This is a genomic window from Arcobacter sp. YIC-80 (genome assembly GCF_044841725.1).
Lineage (GTDB): Bacteria > Campylobacterota > Campylobacteria > Campylobacterales > Arcobacteraceae > Arcobacter_B.
Genome location: NZ_JBJBSI010000003.1, coordinates 233,618 through 252,632, shown reverse-complemented (window position 1 = coordinate 252,632; position 19,015 = coordinate 233,618). Strand labels below are relative to the sequence as shown.

Below are 19,015 nucleotides of genomic sequence, written 5' to 3'. Positions count from 1 at the left end.
TATGAATGATCCTAAAAAAAGATTTTCTATTAAGCAGGGACAAAAAGTTAATATTGTTTTAAAACAAGATCAAAGAAGTGGAAAATTAACACAAGGAATTGTAAAAAATATTTTGACTAATTCTCCTTCCCATCCTCATGGAATAAAAGTTAGATTGCAAGATGGACAAGTAGGAAGAGTGCAAGAGATTTTGTAATGACTTTATTTATTGATGGTGATGCTTTCCCCAATCTTTTAAAACCTATTATATTAAGAGCAATTGAAAAAAAGAAGCTAAATACTTATGTTATTGCTAATAAAAAAATAAATATAGGTAAATCTTCATTTATAAAATATTTAATTGTAAATGAAGGTGCAGATGAAGCAGATAATAAAATAGTTGAGTTATTGAACGAAAATGATTTAGTTATTACAGCTGATATTCCTCTTGCAAATAGAGTTATTGAAAAAAATGCAATGGCTATTGATCATAGAGGAGAGATATTTACAGAAGATAATATCAAACACTATCTAGCTATAAGAAATTTAATGGAAGAAATAAGAGATAGTGGAGAGATTACAAAAGGCCCTAAACCATTTAATCAAAAAGATTCTCAACGTTTTGCTAATTCATTAAATATGTTTTTACAAAAACTATAATTATTAAAAAATAAGACTAATCTCTTTTATTTAATAGATTTAAGCAAATGATAGTAAATAAATACTTATTTGCTTAAATCATTTTTATAAAAAATCATATTTTTAAAGAGAAAAGTGTTATTGCAATTCCACCTATCATTAACCAGAAAAATAAGATTGTAGCAAGGTAAATAGGTTTCATTCCTACATCTTTAAATTTATTATAGTGTGTTTCCATTCCAAGTGCTGCCATTGCCATAGTTAGAAAGAAAGTATCAACTTCATTTATTACATTTACAGTTTGATGATTTAATAAATCAAAAGAGTTAAAAATAGCAACTGCAATGAATAAAAAAGCAAACCATGGTATAACAATTTTTGATTTTGAAGACTCTTCTTTTTTAGATTTAGCAACTTGTGTTATATAATAAGAGATTACTATTAAAAATGGAGCTAGAAACATTACCCTTAACATTTTCTCTATTACTGAGAAGTTTGCTACTTCTTCACTAATACTATTTCCTGCAGCAACAACATGTGCTACTTCATGTAATGTTGCTCCTAAATATAATCCAAATTCTTGTTCTGTAAAAGAGTAAAATCCTATACTATATAAGTAAGGATATAAGAACATACTAATAGTTCCAAATAAAACAACAGTACCAACTGCTATGGCACTTTTATGTGCAGGTGCTTTTATAACTGATTCAGTTGCTAATACTGCTGCTGCACCACAAATAGAACTTCCAGCAGATGTAAGTATTGTAGTCTCTTTGTCTAATTTTAGTACTTTAGTCCCTACAAACATACCAATTATAAAAGTTAAAGTTACTATTAAAAAACTACTTACAACTCCAGCAACACCAATATCAGTTATATCTTGAAATGTTAATCTAAATCCATAAAAAACAATAGCTGTTCTTAATAAAGTTTTAGTAGAGAATATAATTCCTGCTTTCCAACTATCTGGTAATTTACTTCTAAAAGTATGTGAAAATAAAATTCCTAATATAATACCTATAATTAGAGGACTTATATGATAGTTTTGAAATATTTCAAGTTTTGAAATAAGAACTGAAATAAATGCAAATAAACCTACAAATACTAATCCATAAATTAAGCCTAAATTTTTATTTAAATTAAGCATTAAAATCCTTTTTTAGTAATTGTATAATTAATTTTTTAATAAGTAAAATATATTAAACTAATTATTATAATAAAAAATATTTATAAGTAAAGAAAATATATTATTGAATAATTGTTAATTTTATTGTTAGACTTGATAATATTAAAATAAATAAAGAGTTTTTAATTAAGAAATAGATAGATTAAATAATCTATCTATTGTTAGTTTTTGAAAGATATAGCATCTACTTCAACAAGGACATTTTTAGGTAAAGTTTTAACTGCTACAGTTGCTCTAGCAGGAGCATTTTCTCCACCAAAGAAATTATTATAAACTTCATTGAATTTAAGAAAATTATCCATATCAGATAAATAACAAGTTGTTTTTAAGACATTATCTAATGATGAACCAGCTTCTTCTAAAACTGATTTTAAGTGTTCTAATACTAATTTTGATTGTTCTTCTATTCCTCCTTCTACAATTTCCATAGTTGAAGTTACAAGGGGAATTTGTCCTGATGTAAATATTAAGTTTTCAAATGCCGTGGCTTGATTATAAGGTCCAATAGCACTTGGAGCTTTATTTGTTGATATGATTTTTTTCATTTTTATTCCTTCTATATTAATTCTTTAAAAAATCTATTAAAATTTGATTAAAAAGTTCTACTTTTTCTAGATGGGGACTATGTCCACATCTAGGTAGTACACATAAGCTACTTTTTTCAATGTGATATTTTAGAAATAAAATATCATCTAATCCATAGGTTTTGTCACTATCTCCATACATAATAAGAGTTTTATTTTTTATATTTGATATTCTATCTTTTGCATTAAATGTCTCCATAACATTTAATGAATTAATAGCTGAACTTATAGAAATATCTTTTCCTGAGTTATAACACAAATCAAAATATTTATCATTTTCACCTTTATAAAACCATTTTGCATGGGCCATTTTTTTAAAAGTTGTATAATCTTTTTTTACTCTATCTCTACTTTGTTCAAATGTTTCAAATCTATTTTTTAAATTCCCACTAGCTGCAGTACCATAACATATAAGTTTATTTATCTGCTCACTAATAGTAACAGCAATTTCAATACTTAACATTCCACCCATAGAGTGTCCAAGTAAAGAAAAATTTTTAAGCTCTAAGAAGTTTATTGTTTCAATCATTGATTCTGCAAATGATGTCATATTTGGCAATAATACCTCTTTATTTAAGCCATGGCCTGGCATATCTATACAATATACACAAAAGTTATTTCTAACTAATTCATTAATTTGAAATTTAAAATGTTCATGAGAGCTTAAATATCCATGAATTAATAGAATTGAGTTTTCATTACTTTTATTTCCGTATATTTTATAGTTTAGAATCATAATTAATCCCCTGTTAAATACATAGCAATAGTTGGTTCAAAAATTAATAATACGATCATTAGTACAAGAGCTACTAAAAATGGTAATACACCTTTTATTACATCGAATATTGTAATTTCATTATTTGATATACCTTGTATTACATATAAATTAAGACCTACAGGAGGTGTTAAAACAGCTATTTCCATTGTAATTGTATAAACAATACCAAACCAAATTAAATCAAATCCAACTAAATTAATTAGAGGGAAAATAGTTGGTAAAGTAATAAATGTCATAGATACAGGTTCTAAAAACATTCCAATAATAATATAGAAAATAATAACTGCAAATAAAATCTCATATTTTGATAGATTTAATGTTGTCATAAAATCTGTAATTTCATCTGGTATACCATAATACTCAATTACAAAACCAAAAAGCGATGCACCAGCTAAAAGAATACCTAAATAACCCATTGTTTTCATTGTAGAAAGAATAGCTTCAAGAAATTTCTTGAAATTTATTCCACCTAAAAAATATGAAAAAATAGAAGTTGCAATTACACCTAATGCTGCAGCTTCAGTTGGAGTTGCAATTCCAAAATATATTGATGTGATAATAATTAAACCAACTACAATAATAGGTAAAAATGCAAAAAATACAAATTTGAAACCTACAGTTTCTATTGAATCTTTTCTTGGAATAGAAGTATCATCAAATTTTTGCCATATTAATATTATTGAGAAAAACATTCCCGTTAAAATAATACCTGGAATAATTCCCGCAATAAATAACTTACCAATAGAAGTATCTGTTACAATTCCATAAAATAATAAAATTAAAGAAGGTGGAATAAGTACACTTAAAGTACCACCTGCTGCAAGAATACCTGCACTTAATTGTTTATTGTAACCAAGTCTTAACATTTGTTTTAATGCAACGCCACCTATTGTTAAAGAACCAACCATTGAAGATCCACAAACAGCTCCAAACCCTGCACAAGCTCCAATACTACCATAAGCAGCAGTTCCTCTTACTGGAATACCTCTATAAAATGCTTCATATAACTTTTCACCTAGATTTGATTTTGCAATAAGCTCACCTAAAAAAATGAAAATAGGTACAGATAATAATATGTAATCTATCCAAGTTCTCCATAACTGTAATTGATTAGACATTAAAGAAGTATTAAAGTCTTGAATTGTCCATAAAAAAGGCAATGACGCCCCCACTAAAGCAAATGGAATAGGGATTCCTATACTAATAAATAGCATTAAAAGACCTAATAGTCCTATGCCAACAATATACCATTCCATTTTTAATCCTTAAACTCTAAATATAATTTATATAAACTGTAAATATTAAAAAATATCATAGAGGCCAATGTTGGAAATGCAACATACGTTCTCGGTATTTCTAATATTTCACTACTTGCACCACTTACATAGGCTAAAGTAAAAGCTTTATATAAAGTCAATGTAAAAAATATTCCTATTAGAAATATTACAAGATATTTAACCTTATTAAAAAACTTTGCTATTTTTGTTGGTAGCTTTTCATTAAGTAATGTAACTTCTGGATAACCATTAACTTTTAATGAATAACTCATACCTAAAAAAGCCAGTGGTAAAAGCATCAATGCTGTAACCTCTGTAACGTATGGATCTGGATATCCCAGTTTTCGTAAGAAAACTGAGACTCCTATCCATAGACTTTGGATAACAATAATAACCCCACCTAGATAGGATAAATATACTGTGATTTTGTCTAATTTATTCATTGATTAACCAATTCTTTTATTTTATTTGCTAAATCTTCTCCACACTCTTTTTTAACTTTTACATCCCATATTGCTTGAATTTTCTTAACAATATCTTTTCTTTTATCAATATCTAAAGAGTATGCACTTCCTCCACCTTCCATGATTGCTTGACCAACTCTTTCATTTACCCAAGCTTCGTATCTAGGTTTTAACCAAACTTCAGACTCTTTTGCAGATTCAAGAAGGATTTTTTGGTGTTCTTTTGATAGTTTTTCAAATGAACTTTTATTTATTACATATTGAGTATTACCGTAAAATAAACTTCCATTTACCATGTGTGGCATTACACCCCATAATTTCCAAGAACTATAAGTAGCTACACCCATACTTACACCATCTACAACACCTCTCTCTGCTGATTGAAAAACTTCTTTTGGTGAGATAAATACTGGATTTCCTCCCCATTGTTTAATCATTTCACTTATAACAGGATAAGGACTTCTTACTTGTTTACCATCAAGTTTTGTTAAATCTGCTATTGGTTCTTTAAACCACCATTCTTGGTCATAAGAATAGTTTGAATTAAAGATTACTTTTAAATTATTTTTTGAAAGTTCATCTTCTAAAAGTTCTGTATATTTTGCATCTGTTTCAATTTGCTTTTTGAAATCAACTACTGCTGGATATAGTGCAGTAACTCTTTGACATTTTAACCTCTTATCAGAAGGTAACCAAGAAATATCTGTTACCCCACCTAATACTGCATCAACTCCTTCACTCCAACCATGAAGTGTAGATGAACCATATATTTTGATTTTTAGTTTTCCATTACTTTTTTTCTTTACTAAATCGGCAAAATGTTCAAAACCTTTGTATCTTACATCTATTGAATTAACATAAGTAGATAATCTTAAAGTTTTAGCATTTACTGCAACAGCTCCAACAAGACAAACTAATAATATACTTCGTAACATTTTTAATCCTTAAAGTAATTTTGATATGCGTATAAGGCTATTGACCCACCAGTATGTAAGAACAATACATTTGAACCTTCTTTAAAATAATCTTTTTTAATTAAGTCTAAGAATCCATCTGCAACTTTTCCTGTATAAACAGGATCAAGTAAAATACTCTCTTCTCTAGCAAAAACTTCAACTGCATTTTTCATACCTTCAGTTTTAAGAGAGTATCCCTCTCCCACATAATCCTCAATACAAATTAAATCATCTCTTCTTAAGATATTTTTATCAAGACCTAATACTTCTATATGTTCTTGTGCAACTTTAAAAACAGTATCTTTTTGTTCTTCTGTTGTTCTTGATACGTTTATACCAACAAGATTTATTTTGCTATTTAAAGCTTTTAGAGCAACAGCCATACCTGCATGAGTACCAGAACTTCCTGATGGTACAACAATAGTATCAATATCCAATGATTCTTTAGCAAGTTGTTCCATTAATTCTAATGCACAAGATGAATATCCTAACGCACCAATACCATTTGAACCTCCACCTGGAACTATATATGGTTTTTTACCTTCTTTTCTTAATTCTTCAGCTTTCTTTTCCATTTCAGCCATCATATCACTTTTTCCAGCTACCATTTTAATAGATTTAGCTCCCATTAAATGAAATAGAAAATTGTTTCCATTTGCATCTTCTTTATATGAGCCTTTTACTCTTTCTTCTATAATTAAATGACAATCCATTTTTTCAAGATTTGCCCAAGATAAAGTTATTCTACAATGATTAGATTGTACTGCACCACAAGTAATAATCGTATCACAACCTTTTTCTATTGCATCAGCAATAAGATAATCTAACTTTCTAGTTTTATTTCCTCCACTTTCAAGTAAATCATCCCTTTTTACGTATAGATTTATATTCTTATTCATTAGCTTTGTTAAATTATTAAGAGGCTCAATATATGTAGGTCTTTTTACATAACCTCTTTTTTTAAATCTGTTTATATCCATCTTTTCTCCTAACACTTTTTAAATTATTAAATACTAGTATCTGTGTATTAAAATAGTATCAGAAATGAAATATTATAAAAAATAAGTTTTTTTTATTTTTTAGATAAAAGAAATTTATAGTTACAGAAATATTAATTAATTAAATTAAGTAATTAATTTATATTTTCAATAATAAAAGTTCTAAATGATTCAAATACTGCATTTCTAAATTTATTTCTATGATAGACCATATAACAGTTTCTTTCAAATTTCATATTGATAGTATCAACTTTGTATAAGATACCTTCATTTAATTCATTTTCAACACTTTTTGCAGGTAAAATTGAGATTGTGTCTTTATAGTTTTTTAATATTTGTTTTATTGCAAGAGCATGTTCAAGTGCAAGAGTAATATTTAATTCATTTTTTAAATCTCCTAGATAATCAAAAAATACTTTCATTACTCCTGAAGTTTCTTCTCTAATTATCCATTCTTTTGAAAATAATTGATCAATATAAAAACTTTTTTTAGTAAGTTCTTTATCTGCGCTAACTACTATAAGTTCATCTTTATAAAGCAATTCTTTAACGATATTTTTGTCATTGATATCACTTTCAATAAATCCTACATCAATTTTTCCTGAATTAATTAGAGATATAATAGAATTAACATCTTTGTAATAATGAGTGATTTTTACATCTTGATATAGTTTATTATAATCATAAAGTACAAAAGGAAGAACATATACACCTATTGTATTAGTAGCCGCTACACTTATATTACCAATTAATTTATTTTTTGAAAATTTATTTTGAAGTTCTTTTATTTGTGTTAATATAGGTAAAATTTCATTATATAAAATTCTTCCTCTTTCATTTACAATTAATTTTTTACCTATTCTATCAAACATTTTTTCGTTAAACTCTTTTTCAATAGATTTAATTGTTATTGAAATATTTGGTTGAGTTAAATTCATATTAATTGAAACCTCAGTTAAATTTGATAACTCAACAACATTAACAAATATATCCATTTCTCTAATTGTCATTTTTATTCCTTATATAGAATTTGTTAATAATAGTACAATATAAAAGCTATTAATTAGTATTAATTATTAATAAATATAAAATATTCAAGTTATGTAAAAGTTTACCATAACAACATTTCAGTTTAATATAAGAAAAAATTAAGCTATTATTAAATATAATCTATAACTTTTTTAGAAAACACTCAACGTTTCTCTAGAATGGTAGTATCGTTTTGATTATGATTCTTATCATATGTCATGGCGTCATTTGGCGTAACGAGAAGCATGAGCCGCTTTAAAGCTCAAACCAAGAAATAGAGAATCTTAAAGATTCATTTTGACTTTATAAGACTCTCTATAATAAAAATAAAGGGAAAGAATGCCTACTATTAATCAGCTTGTTAGAAAAGAGCGAAAAAAGGTGATTAAAAAATCAAAATCACCAGCATTAGATAAATGTCCACAAAGAAGAGGTGTATGTACTAGAGTATATACTACAACTCCAAAGAAACCAAACTCGGCTTTAAGAAAAGTTGCAAAAGTTAGATTAACTACTGGATTTGAAGTAATTTCATATATTGGTGGTGAGGGTCACAACTTACAAGAACACTCTATCGTATTAGTTAGAGGGGGAAGAGTTAAGGATTTACCTGGTGTTAAGTATCACGTAGTTAGAGGTGCTTTAGATACTGCTGGTGTTGCAAACAGAACTGTTGCAAGATCTAAATACGGTACTAAGAAACCAAAGAAATAAGTAGAAGGATAGAAAAATGAGAAGAAGAAAAGCTCCAGTTAGAGAAGTAATGGCTGATCCTATCTACAATAGTAAAGTGATCACTAAATTTATTAATACAGTTATGTTAGATGGTAAAAAATCTACAGCACAAAAAATTATGTATGGTGCAATTGCTAACTTAGATGCTAGAGGTGAAGAGTCTGGTATTGAATTATTTGAAAAAGCAATTGAAAATGTTAAGCCACTTTTAGAAGTTAAATCTAGAAGAGTTGGTGGAGCTACATACCAAGTACCTGTAGAAGTTAGAGCTGTAAGAAGACAAACTTTAGCATTAAGATGGTTAGTTGACGCTGCTAGAAAAAGAAATGAAAGAACTATGGTTGAGAGATTAGCAAACGAATTATTTGAAGCTGCTAATGAAAGAGGAGCTTCTTTCAAGAAGAAAGAAGATATGCATAGAATGGCAGAAGCTAATAAAGCATTTGCTCACTACAGATGGTAATCATTCTGTAATAAATCATTTTATATTTAAAAAAGGGTGTTTTACGCCCTTTTTTTTTATTGTAATTTAGATAAAATTACGAAAACTATTAAACTTAAAAGGAAAATTTAAGATGGCAAGAAAAACACCTCTTAATAGAGTTAGAAATATCGGTATTGCTGCTCACATTGATGCTGGTAAAACAACAACTACAGAAAGAATTTTATTCTATACTGGTGTATCTCACAAAATTGGTGAGGTTCATGATGGTGCTGCAACTATGGACTGGATGGAACAAGAGCAAGAAAGAGGTATTACAATTACTTCTGCTGCAACAACTTGTCACTGGAAACACCCAAAAACTAATGAGCAATTACAAATTAATATCATTGACACACCAGGTCACGTTGACTTCACTATTGAAGTTGAAAGATCTATGAGAGTTTTAGATGGTGCTGTAGCTGTATTTTGTTCAGTAGGTGGAGTTCAACCACAATCTGAAACAGTTTGGAGACAAGCAAATAAATACGGTGTTCCAAGAATGATCTTCGTTAATAAAATGGATAGAACAGGTGCTGATTTCTTTAATGTTGAAAAGCAAGTATCTGAAAGATTAAAAGCTAATCCAGTTCCAATTCAACTTCCTATTGGAGCAGAAGAAGATTTCCAAGGTGTAATTGATTTAGTACAAATGAAAGCTATCGTTTGGGATCAAGATGCTGCTATGGGTTCTAACTACCATGTAGAAGAAATTCCTGCTGACTTATTAGACCAAGCTGAAGAATATAGAGAAAAAATGATTGAAGCTGCTGCTGAGTCTTCTGAAGAGTTAATGGAAAAATACTTCGAAGAGGGTGAATTATCAGAAGATGAAATTATTGCTGGTTTAAAAACTGCTTGTTTAAATATGACAATTACTCCAATGACTTGTGGTACTGCATTTAAAAACAAAGGTGTTCAAACTTTACTTGACGCTGTTGCTATGTATTTACCAGCACCAACAGAGGTTGCTGATATTAAAGGTGAGACTCAAGATGGTGAAGCTGTTATTGTTCCTTCAACTGATGATGGTGAAGTTGCAGCATTAGCATTTAAAATTATGACTGACCCATTTGTTGGACAATTAACATTTACAAGAGTATATAGAGGACAATTAGAGTCTGGTACTTATGTAATGAACTCAACAAAAATGAAAAAAGAAAGAATCGGAAGATTACTTCAAATGCACGCAAATAATAGAGAAGAAGTTTCTCAATTATATGCTGGTGAAATCGGTGCAGTAGTTGGATTAAAAAACACTATTACAGGTGATACATTAGCTTCTGAAAAAGATCCAGTAATCTTAGAAAGAATGGAATTCCCTGAGCCAGTTATTTCTGTTGCAGTTGAACCTAAAACTAAAGCTGATCAAGAAAAAATGGGTATTGCTTTAGGAAAATTAGCAGAAGAAGATCCATCATTTAGAGTTAATACTGATGAAGAATCTGGACAAACTATTATTTCGGGAATGGGTGAGTTACACTTAGAAATTCTTGTTGATAGAATGAAAAGAGAATTTAAAGTTGAAGCTGAAGTTGGTGCTCCACAAGTTGCATATAGAGAGACTATTAAAAACCCTGTTAAAAACGAGTACAAATATGCTAAGCAATCTGGTGGTAAAGGTCAATATGGTCACGTATATTTAGATATTAAACCATTACCTGCTGATTCAGAAGATAACTTCAAATTCCACAATGAAATTAAAGGTGGTACTGTTCCAAAAGAATATATCCCTGCTGTTCAAAAAGGTTGTGAAGAAGCTATGGCTGGTGGTATTTTAGCTGGTTACCCAATGGTTAATATTGAAGTTACATTATATGATGGTTCTTACCATGATGTAGATTCATCTGAGATGGCATTTAAATTAGCTGCATCTATGGGATTCAAAGAAGGTTGTAGAACAGCTGCTGCTCAACCTGTAATCTTAGAGCCAATGATGAAAGTTGAAATTGAAACTCCTGAAGAGTATATGGGAGATGTTATCGGTGACGTTAATAAAAGAAGAGGACAAGTTCAATCTATGGATGAAAGAGCTGGTGTTAAACTAGTTACTGCAATGATTCCATTATCTGAAATGTTCGGATACTCTACTGACTTAAGATCTATGACTCAAGGTAGAGCAACTTACGGTATGTTATTTGATAACTATGCTGAAGTTCCAAAAAATGTTTCTGAGGAAATTATTTCTAAAAGAAATGGTTAAGACAGTATAAAAGAGTGACATGAGTCACTCTTTTATGTTTTAACAAGCTTTTGATATTAAGAAAAGGGAAGTTTAAAAACTTCCCTTTTTTTATACAAAAACAAAATAAACTTCCTATAAAAATATTGCAATTTGTAATTATAATACTCTTCATAATATAATTATGCTAAAATCCTAAAAATATATCTTCATTAGGATGAAAAGTTGAAACTAAAAAAAAGTCTTAATCTTTTAGAAAATATCAAAAGTGTTGGGGTTATTTTAAAACCTTCAAGCCCTGAATTAAAAACTGACTATCTAAAAATAAAAAAAATATTTAATGAAAATGACATAGAAACATATTTAGAATATAATTCAGCTATGATGATAGATGATGAGGGCTATAGCTTAGACTCATTATGTAAAAAAGTTGATTTTTTAGTTTCTGTTGGTGGAGATGGTACTTTATTATCTGTTGTAAGAAGATCTTTTAAATATAATATTCCTATTTTAGGCATAAATTTAGGAACATTAGGTTTTTTAACAGATATAAATATGGATGAATTAGAGAAATTTGTTGCTGATTTAAAAAAAGATAATTATAGAATTGATAATAGAATGATGATAGAAGGTAATTTAAATTTAAATAATTTTGTTGCTTTTAATGATATTGTAATTTCAAGAAAATCTATTTCTTCTATGATATCAATAGATGCTAAAATTGATGGTAGACCTTTTAATTCTTATTATGGTGATGGTGTTATTATCTCAAGTCCTACTGGTTCAACTGCATATAATCTTTCTGTAGGAGGCCCTTTAGTATATCCTCTAACAGAAGCTTTCATTATTACTCCTGTTGCGCCTCATTCTTTAACTCAAAGACCTTTAGTCATGCCTGCTGATTTTGAAATTGAGTTTAATATTTCAGATAATCAAGGGGCAGTTATAATTGTAGATGGACAAGATATTTACGAAATAGAGCAAAATGAAACGATTAAAATAAAAATTGCACAAGATAATGCAAGATTAATACATAGATGTGAGAGAAACTATTTTGATGTTTTAAATGAAAAATTAAGATGGGGTAACTAATGATTGATAGAGTTTATTTAGAAAACTGTTTATCTTTTGAAAAAGTAGAATTAAATTTTGAAAAAGGACTAAATGTTTTTACAGGGCCTAGTGGAGCAGGTAAATCTATTTTAATGGAAGCAATTCTTTCTTTATTTTCTTTAAGTGATGTAAAATCAAAACTAGGAGAGGTTACTCTTGTAAACTCAAATATTGAAAATGAAGCTTTTGATATTTCAAATAATGATGAAATTATTATAAAAACTATTAAAAAAGAAAAAGTAAGATTTTTCTTAAACAATCAAACTATCTCAAAAAAGAAACTAAACGAGTTTAGTTCTAAGTTAATTAAACATTTAAACTTAAAAGACACAAGTGACTTTCAAAGTTCAAAACTTATAAGTTTTTTAGATAATTTAGCTTCAAAAGAAAATAAAGAATTTAATACTTTAAAAAAAGAGTTTATTAAATTTTATCAAGAACTTAAATCAGTAAGAGCAAAACTTGAAAAAATTTATGAAGATGAATCAAAACTTGAAGATTTAAAAGAGTTTGCTAAATTTGAAATAGACAAAATTGAAGCTATTAATCCAAAAATTGATGAATATGAAGAACTAAATGAAATAAAAAAGAAGCTAGCAAAAAAAGATAAGCTTGAAGCAGCTATCAAAGAAGCTTCTGTCATTTTAAATTACAATTCATCAGTAAATAATGCTTTAGAATTATTAGAAATAGATAGTAGTTTTTTTGATGATACAATGAATGAACTAACAAATATATTTGAGAAATTTAATGATTCTTTATATGAACTTGAAGATATAGATATTGAAAATGTTTTAGATAGAATTGAGAAGCTTTCTTCCTTACAAAAAAGATTTGGTTCTATAAAAGAGTGTTTAGAATATAAAGAAGAAAAAATAAAAGAATTAGAATCTTATGAAAATATTAGTTTTGAAAAAAGCGTATTAGAAAAAAAACAAAATGATTTAAGAGAAGAATTAGAAATCTTCTCCTTATCAATAAGTAAAATTAGAAAAAAAGTTAGTGTATTATTAGAAAATAAAATCAATAAATATCTAAAAGATCTATATTTAGGGAATGCTAAAATCATATTTGACATTAAAGAAATTGATATTACGGGTATTGATTTAATTAAATTTGAATTAGCAGGAGTAAGTTTAGAAACAATAAGTTCGGGTGAATTTAATAGATTAAGATTAGCATTACTTACATCGATGAGTGAATTTGATATTGTTGATAATGGAATCTTATTTTTGGATGAAATCGATGCTAACCTAAGTGGAAAAGAGAGCGAAGCAATTTCTAAAGTACTTACAAAGTTAGCAAAATCTTATCAAATCTTTGCAATCTCACATCAGCCTCAACTTACATCCTCTTCAAATCAACATTTTTTAGTTGATAAAAATAAAGGTACTTCAATTGTAAAAAAACTTGATACACAAGGAAGAGTAAATGAAATATCAAGAATGATAAGTGGTGAAAATATAACAGAAGAAGCTGTTAGATTTGCTAAAAACTTATTAAACTAAATTTTATAAGTAAAAAAATCTCAAATATATAAAATTAAATACCATAAAACTGAATACATATTCAGTTTTATGCTAAAATCAATATTTATCTCTTTTTATGTTTCATTACTACTCAAATACCAAATTATTATTTAATTCTTGTAAATTTTTTTATATTCAACAAATGATAAATGAAAATTATCATAAATATAAATAAATTTGTTTAATCCTTTAAAAACTAGTATTTATAGCTATTTAATTGCTATTTTAAAAAATATGATAAAAAATTGTTATGATATTTATATGATAAAGTAATAATAAATTGAATATATATAATTATAAGAAAAGTTTATATTTATATATTTAGTATTTATTAAGATACTCATATCTATAATAGATTTGTTTGTCTGGTATAATTAAATACCAATATATAAGGAGGAATGATGACGAAAGCTAGTAATAATTCTGAAAAAGCTCTTGATAATGTTTCATCAAAGAAACTAAGTAGAAGAGATTTTTTTAGAAAAACTGCGGTTTATTCAGCTGGTGCAATTGCTGCTGCAAATGTTTTAGGTCCCGTAAAAGCAAAAGCAGATGATGTAGCAATTATGAACGAAGCTGAATGGGGAATTAAGCTTGGTGATAAGACTGATAAGTATCCATACGGAGTACCATCTCCTTATGAACATAATGTAGTAAGAAGAACTACTGAACTTCTATCTTCTGGTGATAAATATGCAACAGTTTCTATGTGTCCTTTACATGAATTAGATGGTATTATTGTTCCAAATGGTTTATTCTTTACTAGAAATCATGGAGGAACAGCTCATGTAAATCCCCATGAATTTAGATTAATGATTCATGGAAAAGTTAAAAAAGAAGTAGTTTTAACTTTAGATGATTTAAAAAAATATCCAAGTGAAAGTAGAATATATTTTATTGAGTGTCCAGCAAATGGAAGTACAGGTTGGAGAGGACCTCAATTTAATAACTTACAGTTTATGAAAGGTATGATGAGCCAAGCTGAATGGACAGGAGTTATGCTAAAAACTGTATTAGAAGATATTGGTTTAGAAGATGATGCTTTATGGATGTTAGCAGAAGGAAGTGATAACGCTACAAATCCTAGAACAATTCCTGTTGAAAAAGCTTTAGATGATGCAATGCTGGTTTGGGGACAAAATGGAGAAGCTCTTAGACCAGAACAAGGGTATCCTTTACGACTTTTAGTTCCAGGTTGGGAAGGTAATTTAAATACAAAATGGCTAAGAAGATTAGAGTTTTCAGATAAGCCATGGCATGCTAAAGAAGAAACTTCAAAATATACAATGCTTCAGAAATCAGGAAAAGCAATTCAGTTTTTCTGGATTAATGAGGTTAATTCTGTAATTACATCTCCCTGTCCTGAAAAGCCATGGACTAACCTTAAGAAAGGTGATATTGTTGAAATTCAAGGTATTGCCTGGTCTGGACAAGGTACTGTTAAACATGTAGATATCTCATTTGATGGTGGAGATAATTGGGTTGAAGCAAGTTTAAAAGGTTTAGTACTACCAAAAGCATGGACAAGGTTTAGTTATATTTATAAATGGGATGGAAAGCCTATTTTATTAACAAGTAGAGCAGTTGATGATACAGGTAATGTACAACCTACAATTGATCAAGAAACTTCAGTTGTTGGTGTAGAAAATGTTTATCATAGAAATGCTATGGTAACTTGGGAAGTTAACTCTAAAGGGGAGGTTAATAATGTTCACATTAGAAAACATAAAGCTTAAGAAAACTTTACTAGGGCTTATTGCTGCTTCAACATTGTTAACTTCATCTTATGCAGCACAAAAGGTTGTAGATGGAGCTATAAAATATGAAGTAAAAGATGGTAAATATACTTCTTATCATGTAAATACACAAAAAGTTAAGAATTTTAATCATTTTAGAACTGCTACTAAGAATGAAATAGCAGCATGGAACACTGATGTAATGCCTGATGGTACAGGTCTTCCTATGTATGATACAAAACATGGAAAACCAGTATTAGAAAATGGAAAACCAAAAAAAGCACAAGGTTCTGTAGAATGGGGTAATGAACTTTATGATGCACAATGTGCTATGTGTCATGGTGAATTTGGTGCTGGTGGTAAAGGTTATCCTAGACTATCTGTTGGGGAATCTTCAACTGAATCTTTAACTAATCAATTATTAAATCCAGCAGATAAAAATCCTAGCCCTGAGGCACCAATAAAAGTAATTGGTACATATTGGCCTTATGCAAGTACACTTTTTTGGTATATTAAAGATTCAATGCCTTTTAATCATCCAAAATCTTTAACTAATAGTGAAGTATATGCTCTTACTGCATATTTGTTAATGGAAAATGGTATTGAAATTGATGGGGTAGAACTTGATGAAGAGTATGTTTTAGATAGAGAAAAATTTTTAAAAATAAAAATGCCTAATGAGGATGGTTTTTATCCAAATGTTGATACAAAAGATCCTAAACAAGGTATCGAAAATATGAGAGCATTTTTAAGTGATCCTAAAAACTATGGTACTGGTACAAGATGTATGAAAGATTGTATAAAAGGTAAAGTTCCTGTTCTTAGAATTAAAAATGAGTTAAATGATTTTGAACCACCTGCTTCAACAAAAAGATTTTGGAAAGTTGAAGAAGAAAAAGGAAATGTAGCTGACCCTAAAGCAAAACAAGCTTATGAAACATCTTGTGCAGCTTGTCATGGAAACAAAGCTATTGGTGCTCCTGTACTTGGTGATAAAGAAGCTTGGGCTTCTGTACTTGAAAAAGGTAAAGAAGCAGTGTATAATAACGGTATCAAAGGTATAAATGCAATGCCTCCTAAAGGTGGGGCTATGAATTTATCTGATGAAGAGTTCAAAAAAGTAGTTGATTATATGATCAACTCTAGCAAATAAAGGGGTAAGGAATGAAGGTAATTAAAAAACTACTACTTGCATCTGCGATTACCGCAGTTTCGTTTACTGGTGCAGTAGCAAATGATGCACTAATTAAGCAAGGTAAAGAAATCTTTATGACAAAAAATAAAGGTAATTGTCTTGCATGTCATGCAATTGAAGGTATGAAAGTTGATGGACCTGGTAGTATGGGACCTAAACTTCAAGCTTTACAATATTGGCCTGATGAGGCTTTATATGACAAGGTTTATGATCCATATACAACAAATCCAATTTCAGCAATGCCAGCTTTTGGTAAAAATGGTTGGTTAAGTGATAGTGAAATTAAAGCTGTTGTAGCATTTTTAAAAACAATTAAATAAAGAAAAGGAATAAATTATGAATAGAAGAAATTTTTTAGGATTCGGATTAGGAGCATTAGCATTATCTATAGCACCTTCAACTTTAAGTGCTGTAAATTTTAGAGAAACAAAGCCAAAAGCTTGGACTGCAACAAAAGTTGATGAAGCTATGAAAGAAATTTTTGGAACAACTTCTACTACTAAAGGTAAAGTAAAATTAAAAGCTCCAGATATTGCTGAAAATGGTGCAGTTATTCCTGTAACTGTTTCTTCAAAATTAGCTGGTTCAAAAGTAGCTGTATTCCAAGATGCAAACCCTGAAAGTGCAGTTGCTGTATTTACAGTACCACAAGGTGGAATTATTGATTATTCTATTAGAATTAAAATGGCTAAAACAGGAACAGTTACAGCTGTTGTAGAAGAAAATGGTAAATTATATTCTGATTCAAAATTAGTAAAAGTAACAATTGGTGGATGTGGTGGTTGATTTAACCCCAACTAATAAATACATAAAATTAAAAGCATAAAATAGAAAATTAAAGGAATAAAAATGGCTGGTAAAACAAGAATTAAAGCAAAATTAAAAAAAGGTGTTGTAACTGTTAAAGCTATGGCAAAACATTCAATGTTAAGTTACCAAGAGGCAGAAAGAGCAAAAAAAGAAGCGAATTTTATTACATATTTAACTGCAAAAGTAAATGACAAAATTGTATTTGAAGCTTCAACATCACAATTTTTATCAAAAAATCCATACTTAAAGTTTAAGTTTAATGCTGAATCAGTAGGTGCTAAAAAAGGTGATAAAGTTGAGATTTCTTGGATTGACTTAAAAGGTGATTCAAGAACTGATAAAAGTAAGATTAAATAGTTAGTTACATTATGTAACTAGCTAAACCTAAGGAGAGATTATGTTAATAAAAATTGCAAAAACAACTGCTTTAGTTGCACTTACTTCATGTGCTTTAAATGCAGCTGATTTTAATGCTCAAGCAGAAAAAGATAGACTTGCTTTAATTGATTATTTTGAAGCAAAGTTCAAAGATCCTTATGGAAATAAAAATACATTTTTCCCATATTCTACTGATGATGAATTAAAAAACAATATTATAAGTGGAGTTAAACATGAAGAGTTTTCTAAAGGAAACTATGCTTTTTCTAAAAATGGTAGAGCTTCTTATGAAGAAATAAATGAATTTCCTCCATACGAAGATTTTATAGAAGCAGGAGAGGCTTTATATACAAAAGCATTTGCAAATGGTAAATCATTTAAAAACTGTTTCCCAAATCCTGATATTGCGGGAGATTATCCTTATTTTGATGATAAGAAAAAACAATTAGTTTCTTTAACTTCAGCTATTAATACGTGTTTAAAAGATAATGGGGAAAAACCTTGGAAAACAACAAAAGGTAAAATGGCACATTTACAAGCATATTTTGCAAATGAAGCAAGAGATGCTGAGAAAAAAGTTAATATTCAAATTAATAGTAAAGCAGCAGCAGAAGCTTATGAAAGAGGAAAAGAGTATTACTATTCTCAAAGAGGTTATTTAAAACTTTCTTGTGCAACTTGTCATGTTCAAGGTGCAGGTCAAAGAGTTAGAAATGAAAGTTTATCTCAATTATTAGGTCAAACATCACATTTCCCTGTATATAGATTAAAATGGGGAGCAAAAGATGCTAATAATGATGGTTTAGGAACATTAGAGAGAAGAATGTCTGGATGTGTAAAAGACCAAGGGCAAGTACCACCTAAGAATGAATCAGAAACTATGAAAGAGTTATTATACTTTATGAGTTATATGTCAAATGGAATGCCAGTTGATGGCCCAGATATTAGAAAGTAAGAAGGAACTAT

21 protein-coding genes are annotated in these 19,015 nt (G+C 28.7%); 13 read left to right on the top strand and 8 right to left on the bottom strand.

All coding sequences use genetic code 11. From position 1 onward, the window contains the following. The first annotated feature begins 1 nt into the window (after position 1). Complete coding sequence (locus tag ACH5BK_RS06795; RefSeq protein WP_254576207.1) at positions 2-196, top strand: YwbE family protein; 195 nt, start codon at positions 2-4, stop codon at positions 194-196. After that, positions 196-639 (top strand): YaiI/YqxD family protein, encoded by a 444-nt coding sequence (locus ACH5BK_RS06790; protein ID WP_404305751.1) that lies wholly within the window; start codon positions 196-198, stop codon positions 637-639. The genes ACH5BK_RS06795 and ACH5BK_RS06790 overlap by 1 nt, the downstream gene beginning before the upstream one ends. 94 nt (positions 640-733) lie before the next feature. Here the strand turns inward: ACH5BK_RS06790 and ACH5BK_RS06785 are convergent, their stop codons facing one another. The 8 genes from ACH5BK_RS06785 to ACH5BK_RS06750 all read right to left on the bottom strand — a co-directional run bounded on the left by ACH5BK_RS06785 (position 734) and on the right by ACH5BK_RS06750 (position 7,871). Next, a complete protein-coding gene (locus ACH5BK_RS06785) occupies positions 734-1,765 on the bottom strand; it encodes a YeiH family protein (protein WP_404305749.1) in 1,032 nt (343 codons plus the stop codon). A 200-nt stretch (positions 1,766-1,965) separates the two neighbouring features. Further along, entirely contained in the window at positions 1,966-2,349 is a 384-nt protein-coding gene (locus ACH5BK_RS06780) for a RidA family protein (RefSeq protein ID WP_404305747.1), read from the bottom strand. Between the two features lie 16 nt (positions 2,350-2,365). After that, a complete protein-coding gene (locus tag ACH5BK_RS06775) occupies positions 2,366-3,124 on the bottom strand; it encodes an alpha/beta fold hydrolase (RefSeq protein ID WP_404305745.1) in 759 nt (252 codons plus the stop codon). 2 nt (positions 3,125-3,126) lie between these two features. After that, on the bottom strand, positions 3,127-4,422 hold the full coding sequence (locus ACH5BK_RS06770) for a TRAP transporter large permease (RefSeq protein WP_404305743.1): 1,296 nt from the start codon (positions 4,420-4,422) through the stop codon (positions 3,127-3,129). A gap of 2 nt (positions 4,423-4,424) precedes the next feature. After that, the gene (locus ACH5BK_RS06765; protein WP_404305741.1) at positions 4,425-4,886 is read right to left on the bottom strand and encodes a TRAP transporter small permease; all 462 of its coding nucleotides are present in this window, start codon (positions 4,884-4,886) and stop codon (positions 4,425-4,427) included. Beyond that, positions 4,883-5,842 (bottom strand): TRAP transporter substrate-binding protein DctP, encoded by a 960-nt coding sequence (gene dctP / locus ACH5BK_RS06760; RefSeq protein WP_404305739.1) that lies wholly within the window; start codon positions 5,840-5,842, stop codon positions 4,883-4,885. The genes ACH5BK_RS06765 and dctP overlap by 4 nt, the downstream gene beginning before the upstream one ends. A 2-nt stretch (positions 5,843-5,844) precedes the next feature. Further along, on the bottom strand, positions 5,845-6,843 hold the full coding sequence (locus ACH5BK_RS06755; RefSeq protein ID WP_404305737.1) for a D-cysteine desulfhydrase: 999 nt from the start codon (positions 6,841-6,843) through the stop codon (positions 5,845-5,847). 152 nt (positions 6,844-6,995) lie between these two features. Continuing rightward, positions 6,996-7,871: a LysR substrate-binding domain-containing protein gene (locus tag ACH5BK_RS06750; RefSeq protein WP_404305735.1), complete on the bottom strand. Its 876-nt coding sequence runs from the start codon at positions 7,869-7,871 to the stop codon at positions 6,996-6,998. 358 nt (positions 7,872-8,229) lie between these two features. Here ACH5BK_RS06750 and rpsL point away from each other — a divergent pair, with 358 nt between their 5' ends. The 11 genes from rpsL to soxA all read left to right on the top strand — a co-directional run bounded on the left by rpsL (position 8,230) and on the right by soxA (position 19,004). Beyond that, positions 8,230-8,604 (top strand): 30S ribosomal protein S12, encoded by a 375-nt coding sequence (gene rpsL / locus ACH5BK_RS06745; protein WP_152190696.1) that lies wholly within the window; start codon positions 8,230-8,232, stop codon positions 8,602-8,604. A gap of 16 nt (positions 8,605-8,620) precedes the next feature. After that, positions 8,621-9,088 (top strand): 30S ribosomal protein S7, encoded by a 468-nt coding sequence (gene rpsG, locus ACH5BK_RS06740; RefSeq protein ID WP_404305732.1) that lies wholly within the window; start codon positions 8,621-8,623, stop codon positions 9,086-9,088. A gap of 112 nt (positions 9,089-9,200) precedes the next feature. Then, a complete protein-coding gene (gene fusA, locus ACH5BK_RS06735; RefSeq protein WP_404305731.1) occupies positions 9,201-11,309 on the top strand; it encodes an elongation factor G in 2,109 nt (702 codons plus the stop codon). 204 nt (positions 11,310-11,513) lie between these two features. Then, complete coding sequence (locus ACH5BK_RS06730; protein ID WP_404305729.1) at positions 11,514-12,380, top strand: NAD(+)/NADH kinase; 867 nt, start codon at positions 11,514-11,516, stop codon at positions 12,378-12,380. Next, a complete protein-coding gene (locus ACH5BK_RS06725; protein ID WP_404305727.1) occupies positions 12,380-13,909 on the top strand; it encodes an AAA family ATPase in 1,530 nt (509 codons plus the stop codon). Before ACH5BK_RS06730 ends, ACH5BK_RS06725 begins: the two co-directional genes overlap by 1 nt. A gap of 422 nt (positions 13,910-14,331) precedes the next feature. Then, positions 14,332-15,666 (top strand): sulfite dehydrogenase, encoded by a 1,335-nt coding sequence (gene soxC / locus ACH5BK_RS06720; protein WP_404305725.1) that lies wholly within the window; start codon positions 14,332-14,334, stop codon positions 15,664-15,666. Next, positions 15,638-16,819: a c-type cytochrome gene (locus ACH5BK_RS06715; protein WP_404305723.1), complete on the top strand. Its 1,182-nt coding sequence runs from the start codon at positions 15,638-15,640 to the stop codon at positions 16,817-16,819. Before soxC ends, ACH5BK_RS06715 begins: the two co-directional genes overlap by 29 nt. A gap of 11 nt (positions 16,820-16,830) precedes the next feature. Next, positions 16,831-17,181 carry a sulfur oxidation c-type cytochrome SoxX gene (gene soxX / locus ACH5BK_RS06710; protein ID WP_404305721.1) on the top strand — a complete coding sequence of 117 codons (351 nt, stop codon included), beginning with the start codon at positions 16,831-16,833 and terminating at the stop codon, positions 17,179-17,181. Positions 17,182-17,197: 16 nt separating this feature from the next. Beyond that, positions 17,198-17,647: a thiosulfate oxidation carrier protein SoxY gene (gene soxY, locus ACH5BK_RS06705; RefSeq protein WP_404305719.1), complete on the top strand. Its 450-nt coding sequence runs from the start codon at positions 17,198-17,200 to the stop codon at positions 17,645-17,647. Between the two features lie 63 nt (positions 17,648-17,710). Then, positions 17,711-18,028 carry a thiosulfate oxidation carrier complex protein SoxZ gene (soxZ, locus tag ACH5BK_RS06700; RefSeq protein WP_404305718.1) on the top strand — a complete coding sequence of 106 codons (318 nt, stop codon included), beginning with the start codon at positions 17,711-17,713 and terminating at the stop codon, positions 18,026-18,028. 40 nt (positions 18,029-18,068) lie between these two features. Further along, on the top strand, positions 18,069-19,004 hold the full coding sequence (gene soxA, locus ACH5BK_RS06695) for a sulfur oxidation c-type cytochrome SoxA (protein ID WP_404305716.1): 936 nt from the start codon (positions 18,069-18,071) through the stop codon (positions 19,002-19,004). The last annotated feature ends 11 nt before the right edge of the window (positions 19,005-19,015 follow it).